Below are 23,442 nucleotides of genomic sequence, written 5' to 3' on the forward strand. Positions count from 1 at the left end.
GCATCACCGCCAGCAGCAGCGGAAAATCGTCAATCCGTTCGGTGGTTATCATCTGCTCTGTGTTCATCCCCAGAGCGTACCAATAAATTCATGTTTTCACCAGTTTTTTCAGCGAATGGACAGTAGCTAGTTGTCTTCCGAGCATCTGTTGAGGCCCTTAGGAGATGAAAGTAAAGGACTTCACAAATTTCCATGCAACCCCTTTTAAGTTTCAACCTATGCTTTCATGTGGATTGTGTATAATGAAATAAAGCGACGCACGTCATGTATTATTTTTCATGACGCTGTACTTTTAGGGCGTTAAGCAACTTGCACAAGGTGCAAATGTAAAATTAATTTTTCGATCACTGGTTGTTTCGCTCGGATTGCGAAAGCAGATTGATTTGCACAGAACGCAGACGCGAAAATTATTTTTATTAATTTGATAGGAGAGCAGGATAGACTATACAATGCCCACCATGCATGATGTGGCCCGCCGCGCCAATGTATCGCTTAGCACTGTCTCTTACGCCATCAACGGCACGCGGCCGATTTCCGAGGAAACGCGACAACGAATTTTCACTGCCATGAGAGAGCTTGGCTATCAGCCCCATGCTCTAGCACGTGGACTGGCCAGCAAACGCAGTCGCATTTTGGCGCTCCTCTTCCCAACTTCGGAGCGTGGATTAGGCAACACAGATTTAGAATTTATCATTGGAGCCGTCGACGCCGCCCGTGAATTGGGTTATCATCTTATCCTGTGGACTTCCGGCGTCGATGATGTCGTGGAGCTAGGTCAGTTGATTCAACAGGGACTTGTTGATGGTGTAGTTTTAATGGAAGTGCATCTCCACGATAAACGAGTCGAATATTTGCGCGAAATTGAATTCCCTTTCAGCGTCATTGGCCGTTGCGCCGATGTGGCAGAGTTGCCTTACACTGACATCGACTTTGAACAAACCGTGCGTGAGGCTATCTCACATCTAGTGGAGCTTGGTCATGCAGACATCGGCTTTTTCAATTATGCCCTGGAAGTTTTCGAGGCGGGCTATGGCCCTGCCGTCCGTGTCGCTCAGGCTTTCGAGCGCATCACCCAGGAGATGGGTGTTCGCGGGGTTGCTCGCTTCTGCCATGCTTATGCTCAGGCTGGGTATGAAGCCTTCAATGCTCTGCTCGATGAACATCCTGAAATCACCGCCATTGCTGTGATGAATGAGCGCAGCGTGCCAGGAATTCTGCAGGCAATCGACGATCGCGGCTGGTGTGTCCCTGACGATATTTCACTCATTTTGCTCGTGTCATCGCGGCAGGTGGCGGAAATGAGTATGCCGCCGTTGACGACATTAGCGCCCCCGGCGGCGGAACTAGGTAAGCTTGGCGTTGAACTATTAGTTCAGCAATTAGATGGTCGGTCAGTTAGCGCTAGTCAAACGTTATTGCCCTGCCATCTTGTGGTGGGTGAAAGCACCGGAGTGCGGCGTCAACATCTCCATGAGCAAAACCCTTTGCTCCGGTGAAATTCTCCCCCTCACGCGTCGAAAATCCTCGCCTTCATCCACTCATTGCTGTTGTGAAAATCGGCGACGGCCGTCCCCGGGTGCACCAGCGCGTCGAAGCGGGGGCGGTCTTCGTCGGCCAGCTTCATGTCGAGCAAGGGCAACGCATCCTCCAGGTGCGCCATGGTGCGCGGGCCGATGATCGGCGAGGTCACGCCGGGCTGATCCATCACCCACAGCAAGGCCAGCTGGGAGGCCGTCAGGCCCCGTTCCTTCGCCATCTCGCCGACGGCCTGGGCCACCTCGATGCCCCGCCGCGTGATGCGGTTGCGGAAGAGCTCGTTGGCGCGTTCGGCGCGCGAGCCGGCGGGGAAGGCGTCCTTGCTCGCATAGCGCCCGGCCAGGATGCCGCCGGCCAGCGGCGACCAGGGTAAAATCGCCAACCCATAGGCCTGCGCCAGCGGAATCAGCTCGTTCTCGATGCGACGGTCGAGCAAGTTGTAGGGCGGCTGCTCGCTGATGTAGCGCGCCAGGTTGTAGCGCTCGCTGGTCGCCAGCGCCTCCATCACCTTCCACGCCGGGAAGGTCGAGCAGCCGATGTAGCGCACCTTGCCCGCGCGTACCAGGTCGTCGAAGGCGCGCAGCGTCTCGTCCTGCGGCACGGTCAACGAGGGACGATGCAGTTGATACAGGTCGATGTGATCGGTCTGCAACCGGCGCAACGAATCTTCGCACGCCTTGATGATGTGATAGCGGCTGACGCCCTGATCATTGGGGCCGTCGCCCATCTTGCCGTAGACCTTGGTCGCCAACACCACCTGATCGCGGCGGCCGCTCTCCTTCAACGCCTTGCCTACAATGCGTTCGCTTTCGCCGGCATTGTAGACGTTGGCGGTGTCAATGAAGTTGATGCCGGCGTCCAGCGCACGGTGGATAATGGCGATCGACTCGGCTTCGTCGGTGGGGCCGCCGAAATTCATGGCGCCGAGGCAGAGCGGTGAAACCAGGACGCCGGTGCGCCCAAGGGGTCGGTATTGCATAGTTCTTCTCCTCCGGTGAAGTCGGGCTTGTCGGTGCAAAAACGTTTTTGCCCTGATACGATAAACGATTTTGCCGAGATCGTCCAGAATCGAAGTGAAACGAAAAGCCCATACTTCACCGTAGAGAGCCTCATCTTGGGGAAGCAGACGGGGTGTGGTAAAACCACAGAAGGCGAACCTTTGAACTGCCTGAAGATGGAAAGGAAATGATTGCATGGCTGTCCAATCTGGCGGCGACTATCAACTGCTCGACTCCGGCCATATGCGCAAGTTGGAGCGCATTGGCCCTTATCTGCTGGTGCGCCCTTCGTTGCAGGCGATCTGGCTGCCGAGACGCAGCGAGAGCGAATGGCAACGCGTCGATGGCGTCTATGAGCGTGGGGCGACCGAGGAGGGCGGACGCTGGACTTTCCATCGCAAGGTGCATCGCGAGTTTGAGGTGCTCTTCGGTAATCTGCAATTTCAGGTCAGGCTAACCAACTTCGGCCACATCGGGCTGTTTGCGGAGCAACGGGAGAACTGGGACTGGATGCGCGAGGTGATCCGCGCACGAATGCAACGCACCAACCAGCGCAACCTCTACGTGCTCAACCTCTTCGGCTACACCGGCGGCAGCACGCTGGCCTGCAGCCAGGCCGGCGCGCATTGCGTCCACGTCGACGCCGCCAAAGGAGTCGTGGACTGGGCGCGCAAGAACGCAGCGCTGAGCGGCCTGGAGGATCGCCCGATCCGCTGGCTGGTCGACGATGCGCTCAAGTTTGTCAGGCGCGAGGAGCGCCGCGGCCACACCTATCAGGCCATCATCCTGGACCCGCCCACCTTCGGACGCGGCCCCAAGGGCGAGGTCTTTAAGATCGAACACGATCTGACGCCCCTCTTGGAGGCCTGCCGCTCGCTGTTGGCGGAGGACGCGCTCTTCGTGCTCTACAGTTGTCACACGCCCGGCTTCACGCCGATCACGATGCGCAATCAACTGGACATCGTCGTCGGCGGGCGCAAGGGGGAGGTCGAAGCGGGCGAGATGACGATCCCTGAGCAACAGCCCGACCCGGCGCGCAGCCGCCTGTTGCCCAGCGGCGTCTACGCCCGCTGGCTTGCACCGGAATAGCCATGGCCACCCACCTGACCAGCCCGCACAATCCTCGCGTCAAAAACGCCGTCCGGTTGGAAAAGCGCAGCGAACGCATCAGACAGCGTCTGACGCTTGTCGAAGGCGCGCGGGAGGTGCGACGCGCGCTGGCGGCGGGGATCGCGCCGGTGGAAGCGTTCGTCTGTCCTGAGATTGCGGCGGAGGCGGGCATGGGTGACGTCGTGGACACGCTGGAACGGCTGGATGCGCAGCGGCGCACGCATCTCTACACGGTGACTTCCGCCGTCTTCGCCAGGTTGGCCATGCGCGAGGAGAGCGGCGGCGTGGTGCTGGTGATCCCCTTTCTGGACACCAGATTGGAGCGTCTGCCGCTGCGCGAGCGCCCTTTTTTCGCCGTCATCGACCGCCCTGAAAAGCCGGGCAACCTCGGCGCCATCCTGCGCACCGCCGACGCCGCAGGCGTGGACGGCGTCATCGTCTGCGGCGGGATCGATGTGCACAACCCCAACGTGGTGCGCGCCAGCCTGGGGACGCTCTTCACCGTGCCCGTGGCCGAGGCGACGGCGCAGGAGGCGATCGCGTGGCTCAAAGGCCGGGGGATTCGTCTGGTCGCAGCGACGCCCGACGCCCGTACCCTCTACACATCGGTCGATATGACCGGGCCGGTCGCCGTTGTGATGGGCAGCGAGGCCGAAGGGCTAAGCCAGGAGTGGCTGGCCGCCGCGGACGTGCAGGCGGCGATCCCCATGGCCGGCCAGGCCGACAGCCTGAATCTGGCGACGGCGACTGCGCTGATGCTCTATGAGGTGGTGCGTCAGCGCGGAATGCAGTAGCGCGCCGAAGGTCTTGACGCGCCGGCAACGACGAAACCCAAGCGCTCCCTGTTTTCCTTGACGTCTTTGCCGCTGCGCCTTTGCGTTCAACCGGTTCCGGAGAGGTGGATGCGATGCTGACAGAGAGAGAGCGACGCGCGGAAAAGGACTCGATCTTCGCAGACTTCGCCTGCGAGGCGTTGACAATCCTCCTGATCGCCACCCTGGTATTGGCGTGGGCGTGGACGGGCTACGTCGGCCTCTTCGATGCGCAGCGCGTGGGATACGCGTACACGGTCTTCGCCATCGCCCTTTTCTCAGGCGCAGGGGTCTACTATCTGGCTCAAAAAAGGCTGCGGCCGGCCGTGTTTTTGTATCTCTGTTCGCTGCTGGCGGCCATCACCCTGGTCGTCGTCGCTTACAACGACGCGAGCCTGTTGGCGCTCTATTTGCTGACCGTTTTGATCGCCGCGCCGCTCACGCGCCCGCGTGGACTGGGGGCGGCGACGCTGCTGACGTTGGGAACGCTGTTCGCAGTCGGCGTCTGGCGCGCCATGCCGCCGGCGGAAATGGTGACGCCGGTGATTCTGACGATGCTGGCGGCGTTGACGGCGTGGCTCAGCACGCGACGGCTCTTCACGGCGTTGGAGTGGGCGCTGAATATGACCGCGCACGCCCATCGCAGCGCAGAGGAGGCGCGTGCACATCGCGCGGAGCTGCAGCGCGTGCTGCACAGCCTTGACCTGGCGCTTTCCCGGCTGGAGCGCAGCAATCGCGCCCTCGCCTTCGCCCAGGAGGCGGCCGAACGCGCCTATCGTTTCAAATCGGAGTTCGTCGCCAATGTGAGCCACGAGCTGCGCACGCCCCTGAACCTGATCGTCGGCTTCAGCGAGATGATGACCACGGCGCCGGAGAGCTACGGCGGCAAGCCGCTGCCCGGCGAGTATCGCGGGGATATGCTCGCCATCTACCGCAGCTCCCGTCACCTGCTCGACCTTATTAACGACGTGCTCGACCTCTCTCAGATCGAGTCAGGGCGCATGGCGATTCACAAAGAGCGCGTCTTGATTCAGGATGTGATCCAGGAGGCGGTCGAGATCGTGCGCGGGTTGGCGGAGGCGAGACATCTGCAGCTTGTCGTCGAAGCGCCGGAAACGCCGCTCGCCGTCGAGCTGGACCGGGTGCGCATCCGGCAGGTGCTGCTTAACCTGCTGACCAACGCCATGCGCTACACGGAGCAGGGGTGTGTGTGCGTGCGGGCGTGGAGCGACGAGCAGGAATTGACCGTGCTGGTGCAGGACAGCGGTCGCGGCATTGCGCCGGAAAAGCTGGCGCGGGCGTTTGAAGCGTTCGACCGACTGGACGAGGAGCAGCTGACGCACGGGAGCGGGCTGGGCCTTGCCGTCAGCAAGAAATTCGTCGAGCTGCACGATGGCCGCATGTGGATCGAAAGTGAGCTGGGACGCGGCACGACGGTCGGCTTCACGCTGCCCCTGCCCACCCAGAACAGACAGCCTGTGCGCTCCACCCTGCGCACCTCTCGTCCCTTGCCGCAGGAAAATCGCCAACCGCTGGCGCTGTTGATCCACAACGACACGCGCGCGTTGGCGCTTTTGCGACGCCATATCGTTAACTGTGAGTTCGTCTTGGCCGAAAACGCCGAAGAGGCGCAGGCGTTGATGAAGGAGCTGGCCCCCGATGCAGTGATCGTCGAAACCGGCTCGATGGGCGAATGGAGGCGGCTGACTGCGAACCATCCGGCTGCACTGGAGACGCCTGCGCTGATCGCGCCGCTGCCCAGCGCGCAGCAGACCGGCGCAGCCTTGGGCGCCAGCTATTATTTGCCCAAGCCGGTCGGGCGCGAAGACATTGCCTTTGTGCTGAAGCGGCTGCCGCGTGCGCCTCGCACTGCTCTGGTGGTGGACGACGACCCGCACATTGTCCGCCTGATCGGACGCATGTTGCGCTCGGCTTTGCCCGAGATTCAGGTGATGGAAGCCTTTGGCGGCGAGGAGGCGTTGGCGCTCGCCCAGGCCAGGCCGCCGGACATTATCTTTGTGGACCTGTATATGCCGGGGATGAACGGCGAAGCGTTTATCCAGGAAGTCCAGCTGGACCCGCGGCTGGCTCGCACCACGATTGTGGTTGTCTCCGTGCGCAGCGTCGAACAGGAGCTGGCGCCCATCCAGGGGGAGCTGTGGATTCGGCGCGAGCATGGGTTCACGCTCAGCGAGCTGCTGCTGCTGATTGAAGCGAACCTGTGCACGCTCACGCAAGCGGGTGCAACGTCCCCAACCAGCGCCGCAGCGCGTCTAGCAACGCTGGTTGACTCACCGGCTTGACCAGGGCGTCGTTGGCGCCGAGCGAGAGCGCCAGCTCATGCTCGCGCAGCACCGAACAGACCAGAATGGGCGTCGTCGGCGCCGCCTCCTTGCGCAGTCGCTGCAGCACCTCCCAGCCGTCCTGATGAGGCATCATCACGTCCAACAGGATCGCCTGGGGGGTGACCTGTTGAACGATCCGCAGCGCCTCGTCGCCTCCCGTCGCCCCAATGACGACCACGCGATGGCCCGCCAGGTAGCGTTGGAAGAGTTCGATCAGGCCTTGATTGTCGTCGATGATGAGAACGGTGGGCGCCTGGGCTGTGGGCAGGGTGATCTCCGCCAGCCACGCACCGGGCGTTTCCTGGAGCGTCAGGCGTCCATTTTGCGCTGCGATCAACGATTCGGCGACGGTCAACGCCACCCCCTCGCGGCGATGCGTGGAAGGAGCATGTGCAGATAGCCGCCCCTCAGATGCACCGGGCAAAGTCTGTTGGCGCAACCGCAGCTGAACCGCCCCCTCGTTTTCGCGCGTCGATAGCCGCAACGCCGTGTGAGGCGGCAACACGTCGATCGCGTAGCTGAGTAAATTGAGCAGCGCCTGCCGCAGCAGCGCGCGGTCGCCTAGCACCGGCGGCGTCGGATGAAGCTCACTCAGGTCAAATTGAAGCCCGCGCGGTTGAAGCCTGGCGTTCAGCAGCGCGCATAGGCTTTCGACCAGCTGGCACAGGTCGAGCGATTCGCTGCGCATCTCTTTGCGTAAGCGGGTCAGCTCCGCCTCGGCCAGCTCGCGCCGCGAGGGGGACGCCTCTGAACCGACTTCCGTCGTCGCCTGCCGGGCAGAGCGGACGCCGCGCGTGCGCAGCAAGTCCTGAAGCTGAGCAGCCACGGCCTCCACGCCTTTGCTGAACTCTCGATAGACCTGCCGTCGACTCAATCCCAGCTTGGGTTCGATCTCCTCGATCGTCAGCCCATCGATGCATCGATAGGTCAACACGGCGTAGACGCGCGCGGCCTCGCCATGTGCAGCCGATTGAGGGCGCAGCCGCTCAATGCAGTCGAGGAGCGTGCGGCGGAGGTCTTGCGCATGCGTCAGCCGATCTCCCGGGCTGTCTCCGGCCCACAGCGCCGTAAGCGGGTGGTTTTGCAGGTAGGCGTTGTCGTAGAGGTGAAGCAACGCGGCGCGCACCATCTGGACGAACGCATCTGCTTCATCCGTAGGTTCGCCTTGCGGCGTATCTTTTTCCGTCATCGTCGAATGCTGAGGCGGGTGTTTCATCACTGGCAAAATCTGGCACAAAACCGGCACAAAAATGCTTGTCAGAAGCGGTTGTCTTCCATACAGTGTAACATGGACTCCGTCATGAAAAAATCGAATGATGGCAGAGCGTCGATGGGGCCTGAGACGGCAACGGGAGAGCCAAGCCGCAGCCGCGTTGCAGCTTCGGACGAGTGATGATCGATTCATATTCAAAGGAGGAAGACAGAGTATGGAGACAAAGACCACGCTTTCGCGACGAGACTTTTTGCGCGCCAGCGCCGGCGCCGCCGGCCTTCTGGCGTTAGCGGCCTGTGCGCCAGGCGCCGCCCCCTCGCCGGCGACAGGAGATGCAGGCGCCGGAACGCCCACTTCGCAACGCATCGAGATTACGTTTATGGGGTGGGGCGGCACCGAAGAGGACGCCGGCGTCAAGGCGGCGATCGCTCAATTTGAATCCGAGCAAGACAGGGTGAAAGTCACCTGGTTGCACACCCCTGAGAATTATTTAGAGACGCTGCTCGTCAACATTGCAGCCGGCACGCCGCCCGACACCGCATTTGTCGGCTCCGGCGACTATCGCACCTTCATCCGGGACGGTTTGTTGCTGGACATCACCGATAAATTGAAGGCCGATCCGCTGTTGGGCGCGCCTGACTACTTCATCGAACCACAGGAAGAACAGCGCTGCACGCATGAAGGGCGTTGGTATGGCATCGGCTCCTGTTGGGTGGCTCCCCATTTCTACTACAACGCCGACATTTTTGAAGAGGAAGGGATCGAGCCGCCCAGCAACGATCCGGAGAAAGCATGGACCTGGGAGCACTTCTTGGAAGTGGCGACCGCGTTGACGCGCGATGTCAACGGCCGCCGGCCGAATGAGCCGGGCTTTGATCCGAATAACGTGGATCGTTATGGCGTTGACTGGCCGCGCTGGAGCATTCCGATCCATTCGGCCATTGTCTGCAACAACGGCTACTGGATCGACCCGAACACCGGCTTGTTGGCGCTCGATCAACCGCCGGCCGTGGAGGCCATCCAAAACCTGGCCGACTTGGTGCTGAAACACAACGTCGCGCCGGCCGGCACAGCGTTGGAAGCGCTTGGCATGACGAACACGCAGATGCTCGAAACCGGCAAACTGGCGATGGCGGTCGACGGTTCGTGGGCGCTGGCGTGGATGCACAAGATCACGCCTAAGCTCGGCACGGGCGTCCTTCCGGGCATGGCGGCGAAGACGGGAACCGACATGCAGGCGCACCTGCACTCCGGCTTCGCCTCCACCCGCCACCCTGAAGAGGCATGGGAGTGGCTGCGCTACCTCGCGACGCCTTTCTATCAGACCCAGTTCTGCCGCATTGGCCTCTGGCTGCCCAGCCAGACGGGTTTGATGACCGAAGAGGGGCTGCGCAGCTGGATCACCGAGGGAGTCCATCCAGAAGGCTATGTAGACATTCCCACCAAATATCTGCCGCGATACGGTCGCGTGCTCTACATGCCGCCGGGCTGGGCGGAAGCGAATCAGATTCTGACGCCGGCCTTTGATAAAATCTGGGTGGGCGACGCTACAGCCGAACAGGCGATGGCCGAAGCGGTGCCGAAGGCGAATCAGGTGTTGCAAGAGGCGGCGGCTGCATAGCATGATAGGGCAAGGATGTTAAGGAGAGGCCGCTGTTCGGCGTGCGCCAGCCGTTCTTTGCAGGCGGCTGGCGGCTACGAGCGGCGCCTTCTCCTCGTATGCAACGACAAGAACCGACGCGATGACCACTACGACAACGACAAGCATTACACCCCATTGGACGCACCGTTTCTGGCCGCGTTCGCTTGCGGCTCGACGCGCAGTGACCGGTTATATCTTTATTTCTCCGTTTATCCTGGGCTTTTTGATTTGGTTCCTGATCCCGGCCGGCGTCGCGCTCTGGCTGACCGTGCATGATTGGAACCTCATCTCGCCCCCCAAATATGTAGGCGCCAAACATCTGACCACCATGTGGGAGGACGAGCGTTTCTGGAAATCGTTGACGGTCACCACCACCTACACGTTGATTTCGGTTCCGATCAGCCTGGTGCTCGGTTTTGTGTTGGCGTTGCTCCTGAATACGAAGATTTGGGGCATTAGCTTTTTCCGCACCGCCTACTATTTGCCCAGCATTGTGCCGGCGGTCGCCAATGCGGTGCTGTGGGCGTGGATTTTCAACACGGAATACGGGCTGGCCAATGTCGCGCTGGGAATGTTCGGATTGCCCAAGATCGCCTGGTTGCAGCGTCCTGAATGGGCGCTGCCGGCGTTGATTATCGTCTCGTTGTGGGGGTTTGGCAGTGGCATGGTGATTTACCTTGCCGGCCTACAAGGGATTCCCCAGGTGTTTTATGAGGCCGCCGAGATCGACGGCGCGGGGCGTTGGGCAAAGCTGCGCCATATCACGATCCCTCTGGTCTCGCCGGTGATCTTCTTTAACCTGATCATCGGGATCATCGGCTCCTTTCAGGTCTTCACCATCGCCCGTCTGGTGACGAACGGAGGCCCGCAAAATGCTACGCTCGTTTATGTGCTGTACATGTATCAGAACGCATTTCAGAATCTGAAGATGGGCTATGCAGCAGCTCTGGCCTGGGTGCTCTTCGTCATTGTGGTCGTTTTGACGTTGTTCGTGTTCAAATATATCGGCAGCCGCGTGCACTACGAAGACGTTCGGTGACAACAAATGAACATGGTTACCCAAGAACAGACAACCGCCCGTCCACTCTCATTGAGCATTCGCAACAGAAGAGCGCTGTGGGAACGGCGTCTGTGGAAAGGGCTGATCGTCGTCATCCTCTCGGTGGGAGCGTTCATCATGTCGCTGCCCTTCATCTGGCTCGTGATCAGCTCGTTCAAGCCGTTAGAGAAAATTTTCATTTTCCCGCCCGAATGGATCCCCAATCCTTTCCGGCCTCAAAACTATGTCGAGGCGCTCGTCTATAAGCCCTTTGGCCTTTACCTGTTCAACACGATGAAAATCGTGGTGCTCAATCTGGTGGCCGTGATTCTGACGGCGTCCTTCTGTGGCTATGGCTTTGCGCGCATCCGTTTCCCCGGCAGGGATTTTTGGTTTGCGCTTGTGCTGGCCACGCTCATGATCCCTTACTTCGTGCTGATGGTGCCGCAATTCATCATGTTCAGCCGCCTGGGATGGATCGACACCTTTTACCCCCTGACGGTGCCGCTTTTCTTCGGCGGCGGCGCGTTCAACATCTTTCTCTTTCGCCAGTTCTTCCGCTCCTTGCCCGAAGAGCTGGCCGACGCCGGTCGCATCGACGGCTGTTCGGAGTTCGGCATCTACTGGCGCATCATGATGCCGCTCTCGAAACCGGCGCTCGCCACCGTCGCCATCTTCACCTTCCTGGCCGCATGGAACGACTATATCGGCCCCTTGCTTTATCTCCGTTCCGACTATAACTTCACGGTGGCGATCGGGCTGGCGACCTTTCGCAGCGTGATGCGCACGGAATGGAATTTGCTGATGGCGGCTTCCACTGCCATGATTTTGCCCGTGATTGTGCTGTTCTTCCTGGCGCAACGCTACTTTGTCGAAGGCATTGTGCTCAGTGGGTTAAAAGGATAAACCTTTCATTCCAAATAAGAAAGCGTCTCGAGAGTTCCAACTATGAACACCCAATCCGTCAAGCGCAAACTGACGCCTGTTCCTTTTTCGCAAGTCACCCTCGACGATCCCTTCTGGGCTCCCCGACAGGAGACCAACCGCCGCGTCTCCATCCCCCATATGTACCAGATGCTGGTAGACACCGGCCGCATCGCCGCCTTTGACCTCAACTTCACGCGGCCGGTGCCCTCGCCGATCGTGCTTATCTTCGGCGACTCCGACCCGGCCAAGTGGCTGGAGGCGGCCTGTTACACCCTGATCACCCATCCTGACCCTCAGCTCGCCGCGCTCGTCGATGAAGTGGCCGACAAAATCATCTCCGCCCAACAGCCCGACGGTTACCTGAACACACATTTCACCGTGGCCCAGCCGGAGATGCGCTGGAAAAATCTGCGCGACTGGCATGAGATGTATTGCGCCGGCCATCTGATGGAGGCGGCGGTGGCCCATTATCAGGCTACGGGCAATCCCAAACTGCTCAACGCGCTGGCGCGCTACGCCGACCACATCGACCGCATGTTCGGTCCCAATCCGGGCCAGCGGCGCGGCTACTGCGGCCATCCGGAGATCGAGCTGGCGCTCGTGCGACTATACCACGCCACCGGCGAGCGCCGCTATCTGGAGCTGGCCAAATTCATGGTGGAAGAGCGCGGCCAGTCCAATCCCCATTACTATGACGTCGAGGCGATCGAGCGGGGCGAAGACCCGCGCGCCTTCTGGGCCAAAACCTACGAATACTGCCAGGCGCATCTGCCCATCCGCCAACAGGACAAGGTCGTCGGTCACGCCGTGCGCGCCATGTACCTGCTCTGCGGCGTGGCCGACCTGGCGCACGAATACGACGATCCAACGCTGCTCGAGACCTGCGAACGACTGTGGGACAATCTGGTCCATCAGCGCATGTACATCACCGGCGGCATCGGCCCCTCCCGCCACAATGAGGGCTTCACCACCGACTACGACCTGCCCGACGAGACAGCCTACGCCGAAACCTGCGCCGCCATTGCGTTGATCCTCTGGAACCATCGCCTGTTGCAGTTCGCCGGCGAAGGCAAATACGCCGACGTGATGGAGCAGACGCTCTACAACGGCTTTATCAGCGGCGTCTCGCTGCGCGGGGACAGCTTCTTCTACGTCAACCCGCTCGCCAGCAATGGCTCGCATCACCGCACGCCCTGGTTTGAATGCCCTTGCTGCCCGCCTAACGTCGGGCGCATTCTCGCCAGCCTGGGCAACTATCTCTACTCGACCGGCGAAGGCGGACTGTGGGTGCACTTCTACGCGCAAAACAGCGCCCACGCCACCGTGGACGGAGCTGAGGTCCGGCTGCGCCTGGAATCCCGCTATCCGTGGGATGGCGCCGTGAAGCTGACCGTTGCGCCCGCTCAGCCGCAACGCTTCACGCTGCACCTGCGCATCCCCGGCTGGTGCGACCGCTGGTCGCTGCGCGTCAACGGCGAGGCGGCGGAGGCCCGCGTCGAACGCGGCTACGCGGCGATCGACCGCGTCTGGCAGCCTGGCGACGTCGTGGCGCTCGATCTGGCGATGCCGGTGCAGACCGTCTTTGCGCACCCCTACGTGCGTCAGATGCAGGGGCGCACGGCGCTCCAACGTGGACCGATCGTCTACTGCCTGGAGGAGGTGGACAACCCGGTGACCCCGCTGGATCGCATCTCGATCGACCCGGCGCAGGCGTCCAATTTCGCCGTCGAGCATCGCCCCGATCTGCTGGGCGGGGTGACGGTGCTGCGCGGTCCGGCGCAAATCATCACCGAAGAGGGCTGGGACGCCCACACGCTCTACCGTCGCAATCGTCCATCCAGCACCACCGGCGCCGAGATCGTCGCCATCCCCTACGCCACCTGGGACAATCGCGCGGCGGGCGAAATGCGCATCTGGCTGCGCGCCGGGTGAACAGGGAGCCATTCCGTCTGGCGCATTCGCCTAAGCGGTTCAACGCAGAGACGCCGGAGAATCAGACATTCTTTCTCCGGCGTCTCTACGTTTTATTGGCTCACGTTACGTAGTCCGGCGACTCGGTCGGCGTCAGCGCTTGCGAATTCCGCATCCCCTCCCTCCGACCGCCGAAGGCGCCGCAAGAGTCCGGGTGAGATGGTTAACCACCAAGGCGCAAAGGACGCTCAAATCTTCGTGTTTCTTAGCGCCTTTGTGGTGATGTCCAGAAGGCTTGTCGCCAGGCCGGTGGCGGAAGAAAAGCAAGGGGCAGGGGAAAAAACAAACTATCGAAAAAAACGTGAATAACGGGTTCTGCGCCGACGAGGAAGAATTGAAGGGCTTAGAATCTGGAGTGGGCGAGGAGGGACTCGAACCCCCGACCTCACGGATGTGAACCGTGCGCTCTAACCAGCTGAGCTACTCACCCAAAAATTCGACGTTTGAGCTTGTTTCAATATATCATTGAACGAGCATTTTGCAAAATCGGATGAAGGATTGACAACAGATCATCGACTGAAAAAGATCATCGACTGAAAAAGATCATCGACGCACATGATAGCGCAACGCAACAATCGATGGATGCTTCGAATCAGCTTTATCGCCGTTCTTCTGATGGGACTGTTGGGCTTTGGATATGCGATTATGGTGTGGCTTCCGATGCTCGACGCCGTTGACCTTTCGGCCTTCGGCGACGCCGCCGATTGGGTGGACGTGGTGGCCGGCATCGGCGAGCAAGGCATTCAGCTTTTCTTAGGCGTCGCCAGTGGACAGTAGCCGATGATCTCCTACACGCCCACTTCGTTTTCACAGGGGCGGATGGATTTCACCTGGGAGGAGCTGAGCGAGGAGGAGCGCGCCCGCGCCTACGCCGACTGGGAGGCGGGCAAAGGGCTGATCGGCGGCGACCCCCGCAAGCGACCCAACGCACATCTGCTTCCTGCCTGGGGACTCAATCTGCCATTTTTCCGCACGCTGGCGCTGGATGATGCCCGCGGGGCGAACGGTGCAGCGCTGCGCAATCTGCTCGCCTCGAATCGGCCCTTGGAAATCGAGATCGGGTTCGGACGCGGCGATTTTTTGCTCGACCGCGCCCGACGCCATCCCGATCGCCTCTTCCTGGGTTATGAGACCAAGACCAAAGCCACGCGGCTGATGTTGGCGCGCATTCAACGCTATCTCCTGACTCACAACAGCGCCCCTGATCGCACCGAAATCGACGCGCTGCTGCGCAGCTGCAACCTCTGGGTCAGCGACGACGACGCGCGCTTCAGCCTGCCCCGTCTGATCGACGATGGCCGCGTGGAAATGATCCATGTGCTCTTCCCCGATCCGTGGTGGAAGCGAGAGCACAAGGTCAAGCGCCTCTTTTCGCCTCCGTTCGTGGACCTGCTCGCCGCCAAGTTGCGCCCGGGCGGTCTGCTGCACTTCAAAAGCGACGTGCACGAATATGGCGAACTGGTGCGCTATCTGGTGGAAGGACATCCCGCCTTCACCCCCCACGACCCGAACCTGGCGGCGCGCATCGGCGAGGCGGCTCCCACCCATCGCGAATACTGGTGTCAGCTTCACGACAAGCCGGTGTGGGCGTATTATTTCATGCGCAAATGAACCGGATCGACCTTCCTCCACCTGCGGCCGGCGGCGTGGTTCTCTCCTGGCCCGGAAAAGCGCCGCCGACTTTTCCTCCGCCCAAAGCGCCGCGCCTGGTCGAGACTTTTGAGCCGCAGCGTCTGGTCACGCTCCAATCTGCTCCGCCGGCGAACAGGCTCTATTACGGCGACAACCTCGATGCGTTGGTTCATCTGCTCGACGCCGGCTATGCAGGTCGTTTTCGTCTGATCTACGCCGACCCGCCCTACGACAGCGGCGTGGAGTGGACGCGCAAGGCGCGGCTGCGCACAACGCTGCCTCGCGAGCTGAACGGCGTCGTAATCGAACAGCCGCAGTACAGCGATGTATGGTCGCCGGGCGCGTACCTCCAGTTCATCTACACTCGCCTGCCCTTGCTGCGCGAGCTGCTGGCGGAGGACGGCAGCCTGTGGCTCCACTGCGACCATCGCCGCGTCCACCATTTACGCTGTTTGCTCGACGAGGTGTTCGGCGCCGAAAACTACCTCAACACCATCACCTGGCGCAGTCAGACCGCGCGCGGGGCTAAGGTCAACGCCTTTTTCTTTCCCCACAGTGCGCACGCAATCCTGGTCTACGCACGCAACCGGGCTGCGCCCACGCGTTGGCGCCCGCAGCGGCGACGCATTGAACTGAGCGAAAACGAGGCGGCCGGCCTCTTCATGCGCGATGAGCGGGGCTTCTTTCGCACGTCCGATCCGGGAACCTATTCCTTCGAGCGGCTGAAGCAACTGCACGCGCAAGGACGACTCTATGCGCCCTACGGAGGGGAAGTGATCGTCGACGAAGCGCAGCGCCGCGTGTACGCCTCCAAAGGCGGCAACCTGGGCGTCAAGTACTATCTCACCAGCCTGGGCGATGGTCGCTATCAAGTCGAGCGCGGGGTGGACAACATCTGGGATGACATCCCCGGTTTGGGCACGACGCCGGGCGAGGACCTTGGCTACCCGACGCAAAAAACCGAGGCGCTGCTCGAACGCATCCTCAACGCAGGCAGCGACGCCGGCGACTGGGTGCTCGACCCCTTCTGCGGCTCCGGCACGACGCCCGCCGTGGCGCAGAAGCTGGGACGCCGCTGGGTCGCCTGCGACGCCAGCTACGGCGCCGTCCAGACGACGGTGCGTCGCCTTCAGGCAGTCTGCCAGCAGTGCAGCGTCTCCGCAAGCGATTCCAGAGGCGATGCCGAAGGACGCCTCTGCGCAAGCCCGGAGGGATTCGCCGTCTACGCCTTCGACGAGATGCGGCCGCCTCAAGAGTCGGTGGGAAAAATCGACCTCGCAATTACCCGAATCGAAGGGCAAGAGGCTACAATAGAGGTTGCTGTGCTCGATGCGGACATCCCGTTCGCTCGATCACTGGCCGCTGTGCACCCTGCGCTCGATTGGCGGGCGGCGGTGGACAGCATCGCCATCGACCCGGCCTACGACGGCCTTGTGTTCCGCGCTGCGATGGCAGACGCCCCGCTCCATAAGCGGGCAACCGTCAGCGGACGTTACTATGTGCGGGCGCCGGCGGCGCCGACAACCCTGGCGGTGCGCATTGTCGACATCGCAGGCGGCGAATCCATGACGACGGTTCGCATCGAGGCGTGACTTGGATGTGAAACAGAATGTGAAAATAGCGTCGACGCCAAAGCGCAAGGATATGGAGGCGCAGCGAAAAGAAAGAAAGCGTCTGTGCGCTTGGGCGACGTTTGCGCCGTGTGCGGCGTCGTCAAGACAGGGCGCCTCTCAGGCGTCCCGCACGGAGAGGCTTCAGCCCCATTGGGAGAGACGAATATCATGCCAACACCCGTTTTGACCGTTCTGGAGGAAGATAAACACGCCTGGTTTGCAGGTCGCACACGCGCCATTTTGAAATTTCTCGACGCCGAACTCGGTCCGACCGGCAGCCTGCAGCGACGCAAGGTGCTCGACGTCGGCGGCGGCGCCGGCAACATGGCGCACCATCTGGCGCACTACGGCGACGTGATCAACCTGGAGTGCAACCCGCGGCCGATCCCTGTCGCACGACGGCGCAACGTGACCACCGTACAGGGGTCTGGCGACCATCTTCCCTTTCCCGATGAAACGTTCGATCTTGTCGCACTGCTCGACACGGTGGAGCATATTCCCGATGAGTTGGGCGTGTTTGCCGAATGCGCCCGCGTCCTCAAGCCGGGCGGCGTGCTGATCGTCACCGTGCCGGCGTATATGTGGCTGTGGAGCTACAACGACGAAATCAACGCGCATCAGCGTCGTTACACCGCCAACGAACTGCGTCTGAAATTGAGCCTCAGCGGGCTGCGCGTCAGCCGCATCAGCTACAACAATTTCTTCCTGTTCCCGGCCGTGGCGGCGATGCGCCTCCTGCGCCCCTACAACCCCAACTTGAAGAGTCCGCACATCCACGACGACGCCGACGTCTATCAGGTGGATATGGAGCCGATCCCGGAGCCGCTGAACACGATCCTGCATGGCGTCTACTGGCTGGAGGCTGAGATTCTGGAGCGCATCTCCTTCCCCTTCGGCGTGAGCATCATTTGCACGGCGCGCAAGTAAGGAGCTGCGACATGCATCGATTTTCCTTGGCTGCGCGCCGTCATCTCTTGGCGCTGGCGGCGTACACGCTTTTGAGCGTGGCCCTGAGCTGGCCTCTGCTTCCGCACATCGCGACCCATGTCCCGGGCGTGCCGCAGTGGGCTTTCGACGAGGCCACCTTCGTCTGGAACATCTGGTATTTCAAACATGCGCTGCTCGAAACCCTGCAATCGCCACTGCACAGCGAGCTGATCTGGTTCCCGCTCGGCATCGATTTGATTCTCTACACGTACAACTTTTATCACGTCCTGGCTGCGCTGCCGCTGGCGTTGGCCGTGAACCTGCCGTTCGCCAGCAACGTCGCCCTGTTGACGAGCACGATCCTGAGCGGCTATGGAACCTGGCTGCTGACGCTCTCTCTGCTGACAAAGCTGGAAAAAGAAAAGGGCCGCACGCCGTCTCGCGAGCTCGGCGCTCCGGTCTTTCTGGCCGCCTTCATCGCCGGCGCCGTGTACGCCTTCGCCTCAAACCGCTCCGTCTACGCGGCGCTGGGCCACTACGACATGACGACGACGCAGTGGATTCCGTTCTACGCGCTGGCGTTGCTGCGCGCCTTCGACCTGAATCTCTCTCCGGCGCGGCGGCACAAGTGGGCCATCCTGGGCGGCCTGTTCTTTGCGCTCACCGGCCTGGCGGAGATGATCAGCGCCCTCTTTTTGGCGATGTTCACGATCATTGCGCTGCTCGTGCGCCTGAGAGAGGGCCAGACCTCGAACGCTCCGGTCGCCCACGCTGCGCAATCCAACCGCCGCCTCACGCTCTCCCGCGCTCGCACGCTCGCCTCTTCGCTTCTTCTCCTCGGCCTTGTCGCCTTCCTCGTCTGGTCTCCGGCGCTAATCCCCATTCTGCGCACCTTTTTCAGCGCCGACTATGACCTGGAGGGATGGGGCGACGCGCTGATGTTAAGCGCCGACCTGTTGGGGTGGTTTACGGCGACGGTCTTTCATCCCATCTTCGGCGGCGACGTCGTGCGCGAGATGCGGCTTGTGCAGCAGCGGGCGATCAACCCGGATCTGACCGGCTTCCGCGACATCAACACCGTCTTTCTCGGCTGGGCGACGCTGGCGCTGGCGCTGGTGGGGGCGTTGACGCACTGGCGCAGGGTGAAACTCTGGGTGTGGACGGCGCTCGTCTTCGGTGTGTTGACATTGGGGCCGCTGCTTCAGATCAACGGGCGGTATCGTTTTGATCTCGACGGCCTGGAGACGACCGTGCCCCTGCCCTTCCTTTTGCTGCACTTCATCCCGATCGTCAAGGCCAACCGGGCGCCCAACCGTAACAGCGTCCTGCTCATGTTGGGGCTTGCCGTGCTGGTCGGCTACGGCCTCTACTGGCTGCTCGACCAGGCGCGCAGACGTCGCCTGACCATGAACAGCGCCTGGCTGCGACCGACGGTGGCCACAGCGCTGACCGCCGCCATCCTGTTCGAGCATCTGGCGCTGCCCCTTCCGCTCACCGACGCGCGCATCCCCGCCGTCTACGAGACAATCGCCGCCGAGCCGGGCGAGTTCAGCATCCTCCAGCTTCCTCTCGGCTGGCGCAACAGCTTCGGCGTCTTCGGCCCCGAAAATACGCTGCTGCAATACTACCAATCCGCCCACGGCAAACCGATGCTGGGTGGCAACATCAGCCGCGCGCCCGCGTTCAAAATGCAATACTTTGAGCGCATCCCCTACTTCAAAGCGTTGACCGACGTCCAATTTGGCCGACCGGTCCCTCCGGAAACGCTGGAGGCGGCGATCGGGCAGGCGGAAGACCTCATGTATCTCTATGATACGCGCTATGTGTTGCTCTTTCCACCCATCCCCGACCGGCCGCCCTACTCCGACACGTGGCAGGACGCCTGGGATTTCGTCAAGCGCACGTTGCCGTTGGAGCCAGCGCCCTTCTGGGCGGAAGATGGCATTGAAGCCTATCGGGTGATCCAGCCGGCGGGCGGCGATCAGTTCTATCTGAACCTGGGTGAGCCGGGCACTTTCGCCTATCGCGGGGAAGGCTGGGACGAGGCGGAAGTGGACGCTCCATACGGCGCAAGCGCGGTTTGGGCGACAGGGCGCAGCAGCCGCCTCTTCATGCCTCTGCGGCGGGTGAATGCGGACGCCGTCTATCGCATTCAGGTGACCGCCCATCCCTTCGCCTATCCCAACAGTCCGCCGCAACAGGTTGCGCTCACGATCAACGGCCATCGCCTCGACGCGCAGCCGCTGCCCGACGGCTGGCATACGCTTGCATGGGCGGCGTCGGGCGCACTGCTGAAAAATGGACTGAACCGCCTGGAGCTGACATGGGGATACGCCGCGGTCCCGCGCCAGGTTATCCCCGGAGAGCGCATGATCGGCGCCACCGGCGTGGAGCTCCCCATCGACGCCGACCTCAAGGCGTTCGCCGAAGGCGGCTTCATTGCGCTCTTCGATGAGGAGGGCCGCCAGATCGACGGCTCCGCCGGCCGCCGCGGGATCAACATCACGGTGCTCGACCGTCGCACCGGCCGCGTGCTCGACAAGGTCGGCTTCGACACCACAGCTTCGGAAGCAGAAAACGAGCGGCTGATCGCCTTCGTAGAGCAAATTCCGGTCGGAGCGCCGACGCTGGTCGTCACTTATGGCGAAGCGACGAACCACCTGAGCGAAGAGGCCCTGAAGGCCTTGGAGAGCGTCGGCGCTGCATTGACGCTTACAGAGGTGCGCGGCCGGCATTTCGCCGTTGTTGGCGTGAAGGGGGCGGCTCCAGGTTCGGCCGCTCAGGCGATCGACGCCGACGAAGCGTTCCTGCGCGTGAGCCTTAACCGAGACCGACGGCCGCTGGCTGCTGCGGTCGATTCCGTACAGATCAGCAGATGAAGCGCAAGATGATCGGTGAGTTAACCGGCGCCGCGGCGGGCGTGATACGTCGCCATGATGCGATCCCAGGGGAGCGCTTGCGTGCGCAGGCGCACGATGGTGTACATGGCTTTGAAGATTTCGCGCCGGTTGATCTTGCTGGAGCCTTGGGTGCGGTTGACGAAGGTGATCGGGGTCTCGCCCACGCGAAAGCCGGCGCGCTCGACGATAAAGGCCATCTCGATCAGAAAGCTATAGCCGCTGCTGAAGATGGCGTCAAGGTCGAGCGCTTCCAGCACGCGGCGGCGATAACAGCGAAAGCCGGCGGTGCAGTCGCGTGCGCTCACGCCGAGCACCGTGTGCGCCAGCGCGTTGGCGGCGAAGCTGATCACTTTGCGCAAAACGGGCCAGCCGACGACGGCGCCGCCGGGCACGTAGCGGCTGCCGATCACAAGATCGTGGCCATCGGCGGCCATGTCGAGGAGATTGGGCAGGCTCTCCGGGCTGTGGCTGAAGTCGGCGTCCATCGTGCAGATGTACTCGTAGCCCTGCTCCAGGCCATAGCGAAAGCCCGCTCTGTAGGCGGTGCCCAACCCCAGCTTGCCGGAACGGTGCAGCACGCGCACGCCGGGATCGTCGGCGGCGAGCGCATCGGCGATGGCGCCGGTGCCGTCAGGCGAGGCGTCGTCGATCACCAATACGTGGACGTCGCCGGGCAGGCCGCGCAGACGTCCGACCAGTTGCGCCAGGTTCTCACGTTCGTTGTAGGTGGGCACAATCACCAGCGCCCGGCCATGCCATGAATCGTCCATCATAGACTGTTGGTAAGCATTCAAAACCAGAACATTATCGGTCAGGGAATGAACACGGTCAAATCCGGCTTGCTTGCACAGCTTCAGCCCATCTCCTCTGCGGACCGGCGCGTCGCCGTCGTGATCGGCGCGCTGGTCGTCGGCCTGCTGGCGCGCGCAACCCCGCTCGACCTGCTGCCCGGGGATGCCGGCGAGTTTCAGTTCGCGGCGTGGAACTTCGGGCTGGCGCACGCCACCGGCTATCCGCTCTACCTGATCATCGGCGGCCTCTGGCAACATCTCTGGGCCTGGTTTGGCGTCTCGCCGGCGGCGTCGCTCAACGTTCTCAGCGCCGTCTTTGCAGCGGCTGCGGCGGGCGCGCTTTACCTGCTGCTCGTGCAGTGGCTGCCCGCTGCGCCGACGACGCGACGCCTGTCCGCAGCGCTGGCCGTCGCTTTTTTCGTCGCCAACCCAACGGTGCGCAGCCAGGCGATCCAGGCCGAGGTCTACACGCTGCACGTCTTGCTGTTGATCGGCATCCTGTGGGCGGCCGGGCGCATCCTGCTCGTCGAGGCGCTGAGCGATGAGGATTTTGCACGGCGTTTCGCTCTGCTGGCCTTTTGCTTCGGACTGGGGCTGACCCATCACGCCACCACCGCGCTGCTGGGGCCTGCGCTGCTGCTCGCCCTGTTTGCGTGGCGCAGAGACTGGTTTCGCAGCCTTCGCGCCTGGCTGTGGGCGATTCCCGCCGGCCTGGCGCCGCTGCTTCTCTATTTGTACATCCCACTGCGCAGCGGGCCGCACGCCTCGCCCTGGTATCATCAGCGGCTGGGCGACGGCGTCCTCACCCTCTTCGACAACACGCCCGCCGCTTTTTTCGATTTTATCACCGGCCGCTCGATCTCCGTCGGTTTTCACGACCTCGGCGCCGCCCTGGCCGCTGCGCCGACGGCCCTGGTGCTCTGGCTGCGCCATTTTGAATGGACCGGTCTGCTGTTGATTGCGCTTGGGCTGTTTGTGTTGGTGCGCCTGCGCGCCTGGCCGCTGCTGACGCTGACCTTGAGCTATTTTGTCTTGCAGCAGGGTTTCAATTTGTTCTACGCCATCGGCGACATCTTCGTCTATTACATCCCACTCTATCTTATCGCCAGCATCTGGATTGCGTTCGCCGGCCTCGGCATTGGAGCCGGCTTTCGCTTCGCCGAGCGGACGCCAACGAACGTTCAGCCTCCGGCGTGGAGCGTTGGCCTGCTGCTTGTCCTGTTCATTTTGCCGCTTCAGCTGTGGATCGCTTATGCACCCCTTTTCGACTCGCTCAAGTCTGAAAGTGTGGCCGCACGCGCCCAGTGGGAGGCGATCCTGGGGGCCGATCCACCCGCCGACGCTATCCTGATCAGCAACGACCGCAACGAGATGGTTCCGCTCTTTTACCTGCAAGTGGTCGAGGGCCGTGGCAAAGGACACACGGGCCTTTTCCCGTTGATTGCGCCCGGCGCGCGCTTTCAGGACATCGGCGCCACCGTGCAGACGGCGCTCGACGAGGGCGGGGCGCAGCCGGTGTATCTGATCAAGGCGATGCCGGGGCTGGAAGCGCGCTTTGCGCTGGAGCCGCGCACGCCGCCGCTGGTGGAAGTGATGGGTTCCCACGCTGTAGAGGCCCCGGCCGTGCGCCTGGATGCGCCCTATGGACCGCTTTTGCTGCTCGGCTACACATGGACGCCCACACCGGAAGGCGTTGAGGTGACGCTGATGTGGCGGGTGAAGACGCCTTTGGCGGATACCTACACGACCACCGTGCAGCTTTTCGACGCCGAAGGCGAAAAAGTCGGCCAAAGCGACCGTCCGCCAGGGGGCGTTTACTATCCGACGTCTCTGTGGAAAACGGACGAGACGCTGGTGGAGCGGCATGAGCTCTTCTTACAGACCGACGCAGAACCAAGGCGTATGCTGGTGGGCATGTATCGCAGCGCAGACGGCGAGCTGCTGGCGGCGCCGTTGGAATTCCTCCTCCCTGAAAGCGAGTAACGC

The 23,442-nt window shown here is 62.0% G+C and carries 18 protein-coding genes and 1 tRNA gene; 15 read left to right on the top strand and 4 right to left on the bottom strand.

All coding sequences use genetic code 11. From position 1 onward, the window contains the following. Nucleotides 1–449 precede the first annotated feature (449 nt). On the top strand, nucleotides 450–1,496 hold the full coding sequence (locus Q0367_RS19345; protein ID WP_298984229.1) for a LacI family DNA-binding transcriptional regulator: 1,047 nt from the start codon (nucleotides 450–452) through the stop codon (nucleotides 1,494–1,496). Nucleotides 1,497–1,507: 11 nt separating this feature from the next. On the opposite strand, the gene Q0367_RS19350 is transcribed toward Q0367_RS19345, so the two are convergent. After that, the gene (locus Q0367_RS19350; protein WP_298984231.1) at nucleotides 1,508–2,515 is read right to left on the bottom strand and encodes an aldo/keto reductase; all 1,008 of its coding nucleotides are present in this window, start codon (nucleotides 2,513–2,515) and stop codon (nucleotides 1,508–1,510) included. A 214-nt stretch (nucleotides 2,516–2,729) separates the two neighbouring features. Between Q0367_RS19350 and Q0367_RS19355 the strand changes: the two genes are divergently transcribed. From Q0367_RS19355 to Q0367_RS19365, 3 genes are all read left to right on the top strand, one after another. Then, nucleotides 2,730–3,623, top strand: a complete 894-nt coding sequence (locus Q0367_RS19355) for a class I SAM-dependent methyltransferase (RefSeq protein ID WP_297638846.1) — start codon at nucleotides 2,730–2,732, stop codon at nucleotides 3,621–3,623. A gap of 2 nt (nucleotides 3,624–3,625) precedes the next feature. Further along, a complete protein-coding gene (locus tag Q0367_RS19360) occupies nucleotides 3,626–4,438 on the top strand; it encodes an RNA methyltransferase (RefSeq protein ID WP_298984233.1) in 813 nt (270 codons plus the stop codon). 113 nt (nucleotides 4,439–4,551) lie between these two features. After that, nucleotides 4,552–6,759: a response regulator gene (locus Q0367_RS19365; protein WP_298984236.1), complete on the top strand. Its 2,208-nt coding sequence runs from the start codon at nucleotides 4,552–4,554 to the stop codon at nucleotides 6,757–6,759. Here Q0367_RS19365 and Q0367_RS19370 read toward each other — a convergent pair. Further along, a complete protein-coding gene (locus Q0367_RS19370) occupies nucleotides 6,686–7,990 on the bottom strand; it encodes a response regulator (RefSeq protein ID WP_298984238.1) in 1,305 nt (434 codons plus the stop codon). The genes Q0367_RS19365 and Q0367_RS19370 overlap by 74 nt on opposite strands. A 238-nt stretch (nucleotides 7,991–8,228) precedes the next feature. Here Q0367_RS19370 and Q0367_RS19375 point away from each other — a divergent pair, with 238 nt between their 5' ends. From Q0367_RS19375 to Q0367_RS19395, 5 genes are all read left to right on the top strand, one after another. After that, entirely contained in the window at nucleotides 8,229–9,635 is a 1,407-nt protein-coding gene (locus tag Q0367_RS19375) for a sugar ABC transporter substrate-binding protein (protein ID WP_297638858.1), read from the top strand. Nucleotides 9,636–9,756: 121 nt separating this feature from the next. Beyond that, complete coding sequence (locus Q0367_RS19380) at nucleotides 9,757–10,695, top strand: carbohydrate ABC transporter permease (protein WP_297638861.1); 939 nt, start codon at nucleotides 9,757–9,759, stop codon at nucleotides 10,693–10,695. A 6-nt stretch (nucleotides 10,696–10,701) separates the two neighbouring features. After that, entirely contained in the window at nucleotides 10,702–11,601 is a 900-nt protein-coding gene (locus Q0367_RS19385; protein ID WP_297638864.1) for a carbohydrate ABC transporter permease, read from the top strand. A gap of 42 nt (nucleotides 11,602–11,643) precedes the next feature. Then, nucleotides 11,644–13,554: a glycoside hydrolase family 127 protein gene (locus tag Q0367_RS19390; RefSeq protein WP_297638868.1), complete on the top strand. Its 1,911-nt coding sequence runs from the start codon at nucleotides 11,644–11,646 to the stop codon at nucleotides 13,552–13,554. 198 nt (nucleotides 13,555–13,752) lie between these two features. Then, nucleotides 13,753–13,902 carry a hypothetical protein gene (locus tag Q0367_RS19395; protein ID WP_297638878.1) on the top strand — a complete coding sequence of 50 codons (150 nt, stop codon included), beginning with the start codon at nucleotides 13,753–13,755 and terminating at the stop codon, nucleotides 13,900–13,902. 47 nt (nucleotides 13,903–13,949) lie between these two features. Here the strand turns inward: Q0367_RS19395 and Q0367_RS19400 are convergent. Continuing rightward, nucleotides 13,950–14,023, bottom strand: a tRNA-Val gene (locus Q0367_RS19400). A 152-nt stretch (nucleotides 14,024–14,175) separates the two neighbouring features. On the opposite strand from Q0367_RS19400, the gene Q0367_RS19405 reads away from it, so the two are divergent. From Q0367_RS19405 to Q0367_RS19425, 5 genes are all read left to right on the top strand, one after another. Next, nucleotides 14,176–14,370, top strand: coding sequence for a hypothetical protein (locus Q0367_RS19405; protein ID WP_297638881.1), 195 nt, complete (start codon nucleotides 14,176–14,178; stop codon nucleotides 14,368–14,370). Between the two features lie 3 nt (nucleotides 14,371–14,373). Next, nucleotides 14,374–15,204 carry a tRNA (guanosine(46)-N(7))-methyltransferase TrmB gene (locus Q0367_RS19410; protein WP_298984241.1) on the top strand — a complete coding sequence of 277 codons (831 nt, stop codon included), beginning with the start codon at nucleotides 14,374–14,376 and terminating at the stop codon, nucleotides 15,202–15,204. Then, nucleotides 15,201–16,817, top strand: coding sequence for a site-specific DNA-methyltransferase (locus tag Q0367_RS19415; RefSeq protein WP_297638890.1), 1,617 nt, complete (start codon nucleotides 15,201–15,203; stop codon nucleotides 16,815–16,817). The genes Q0367_RS19410 and Q0367_RS19415 overlap by 4 nt, the downstream gene beginning before the upstream one ends. Nucleotides 16,818–17,006: 189 nt before the next feature. Continuing rightward, on the top strand, nucleotides 17,007–17,765 hold the full coding sequence (locus Q0367_RS19420; RefSeq protein ID WP_298984243.1) for a class I SAM-dependent methyltransferase: 759 nt from the start codon (nucleotides 17,007–17,009) through the stop codon (nucleotides 17,763–17,765). A gap of 11 nt (nucleotides 17,766–17,776) precedes the next feature. Then, nucleotides 17,777–20,644, top strand: a complete 2,868-nt coding sequence (locus Q0367_RS19425; RefSeq protein ID WP_298984245.1) for an interleukin-like EMT inducer domain-containing protein — start codon at nucleotides 17,777–17,779, stop codon at nucleotides 20,642–20,644. Nucleotides 20,645–20,664: 20 nt separating this feature from the next. Here the strand turns inward: Q0367_RS19425 and Q0367_RS19430 are convergent, their stop codons facing one another. After that, nucleotides 20,665–21,438, bottom strand: a complete 774-nt coding sequence (locus Q0367_RS19430) for a polyprenol monophosphomannose synthase (protein WP_297638897.1) — start codon at nucleotides 21,436–21,438, stop codon at nucleotides 20,665–20,667. A 45-nt stretch (nucleotides 21,439–21,483) separates the two neighbouring features. Between Q0367_RS19430 and Q0367_RS19435 the strand changes: the two genes are divergently transcribed. Beyond that, nucleotides 21,484–23,439, top strand: coding sequence for a protein O-mannosyl-transferase family (locus Q0367_RS19435; protein WP_297638900.1), 1,956 nt, complete (start codon nucleotides 21,484–21,486; stop codon nucleotides 23,437–23,439). Nucleotides 23,440–23,442 lie beyond the last annotated feature (3 nt).

The organism is uncultured Caldilinea sp., from assembly GCF_937128415.1.
Classification (GTDB): Bacteria; Chloroflexota; Anaerolineae; order Caldilineales; family Caldilineaceae; genus Caldilinea.

What these genes read in the sequence shown, in the direction of transcription:
- Q0367_RS19345 (WP_298984229.1), top strand. Translation starts at nt 450, where the DNA reads ATGCCCACCATGCATGATGTGGCCCGCCGCGCCAATGTATCGCTTAGC.
- Q0367_RS19350 (WP_298984231.1), bottom strand. Translation starts at nt 2,515, where the DNA reads ATGCAATACCGACCCCTTGGGCGCACCGGCGTCCTGGTTTCACCGCTC.
- Q0367_RS19355 (WP_297638846.1), top strand. Translation starts at nt 2,730, where the DNA reads ATGGCTGTCCAATCTGGCGGCGACTATCAACTGCTCGACTCCGGCCAT.
- Q0367_RS19360 (WP_298984233.1), top strand. Translation starts at nt 3,626, where the DNA reads ATGGCCACCCACCTGACCAGCCCGCACAATCCTCGCGTCAAAAACGCC.
- Q0367_RS19365 (WP_298984236.1), top strand. Translation starts at nt 4,552, where the DNA reads ATGCTGACAGAGAGAGAGCGACGCGCGGAAAAGGACTCGATCTTCGCA.
- Q0367_RS19370 (WP_298984238.1), bottom strand. Translation starts at nt 7,990, where the DNA reads ATGACGGAAAAAGATACGCCGCAAGGCGAACCTACGGATGAAGCAGAT.
- Q0367_RS19375 (WP_297638858.1), top strand. Translation starts at nt 8,229, where the DNA reads ATGGAGACAAAGACCACGCTTTCGCGACGAGACTTTTTGCGCGCCAGC.
- Q0367_RS19380 (WP_297638861.1), top strand. Translation starts at nt 9,757, where the DNA reads ATGACCACTACGACAACGACAAGCATTACACCCCATTGGACGCACCGT.
- Q0367_RS19385 (WP_297638864.1), top strand. Translation starts at nt 10,702, where the DNA reads ATGAACATGGTTACCCAAGAACAGACAACCGCCCGTCCACTCTCATTG.
- Q0367_RS19390 (WP_297638868.1), top strand. Translation starts at nt 11,644, where the DNA reads ATGAACACCCAATCCGTCAAGCGCAAACTGACGCCTGTTCCTTTTTCG.
- Q0367_RS19395 (WP_297638878.1), top strand. Translation starts at nt 13,753, where the DNA reads ATGGTTAACCACCAAGGCGCAAAGGACGCTCAAATCTTCGTGTTTCTT.
- Q0367_RS19405 (WP_297638881.1), top strand. Translation starts at nt 14,176, where the DNA reads ATGCTTCGAATCAGCTTTATCGCCGTTCTTCTGATGGGACTGTTGGGC.
- Q0367_RS19410 (WP_298984241.1), top strand. Translation starts at nt 14,374, where the DNA reads ATGATCTCCTACACGCCCACTTCGTTTTCACAGGGGCGGATGGATTTC.
- Q0367_RS19415 (WP_297638890.1), top strand. Translation starts at nt 15,201, where the DNA reads ATGAACCGGATCGACCTTCCTCCACCTGCGGCCGGCGGCGTGGTTCTC.
- Q0367_RS19420 (WP_298984243.1), top strand. Translation starts at nt 17,007, where the DNA reads ATGCCAACACCCGTTTTGACCGTTCTGGAGGAAGATAAACACGCCTGG.
- Q0367_RS19425 (WP_298984245.1), top strand. Translation starts at nt 17,777, where the DNA reads ATGCATCGATTTTCCTTGGCTGCGCGCCGTCATCTCTTGGCGCTGGCG.
- Q0367_RS19430 (WP_297638897.1), bottom strand. Translation starts at nt 21,438, where the DNA reads ATGATGGACGATTCATGGCATGGCCGGGCGCTGGTGATTGTGCCCACC.
- Q0367_RS19435 (WP_297638900.1), top strand. Translation starts at nt 21,484, where the DNA reads ATGAACACGGTCAAATCCGGCTTGCTTGCACAGCTTCAGCCCATCTCC.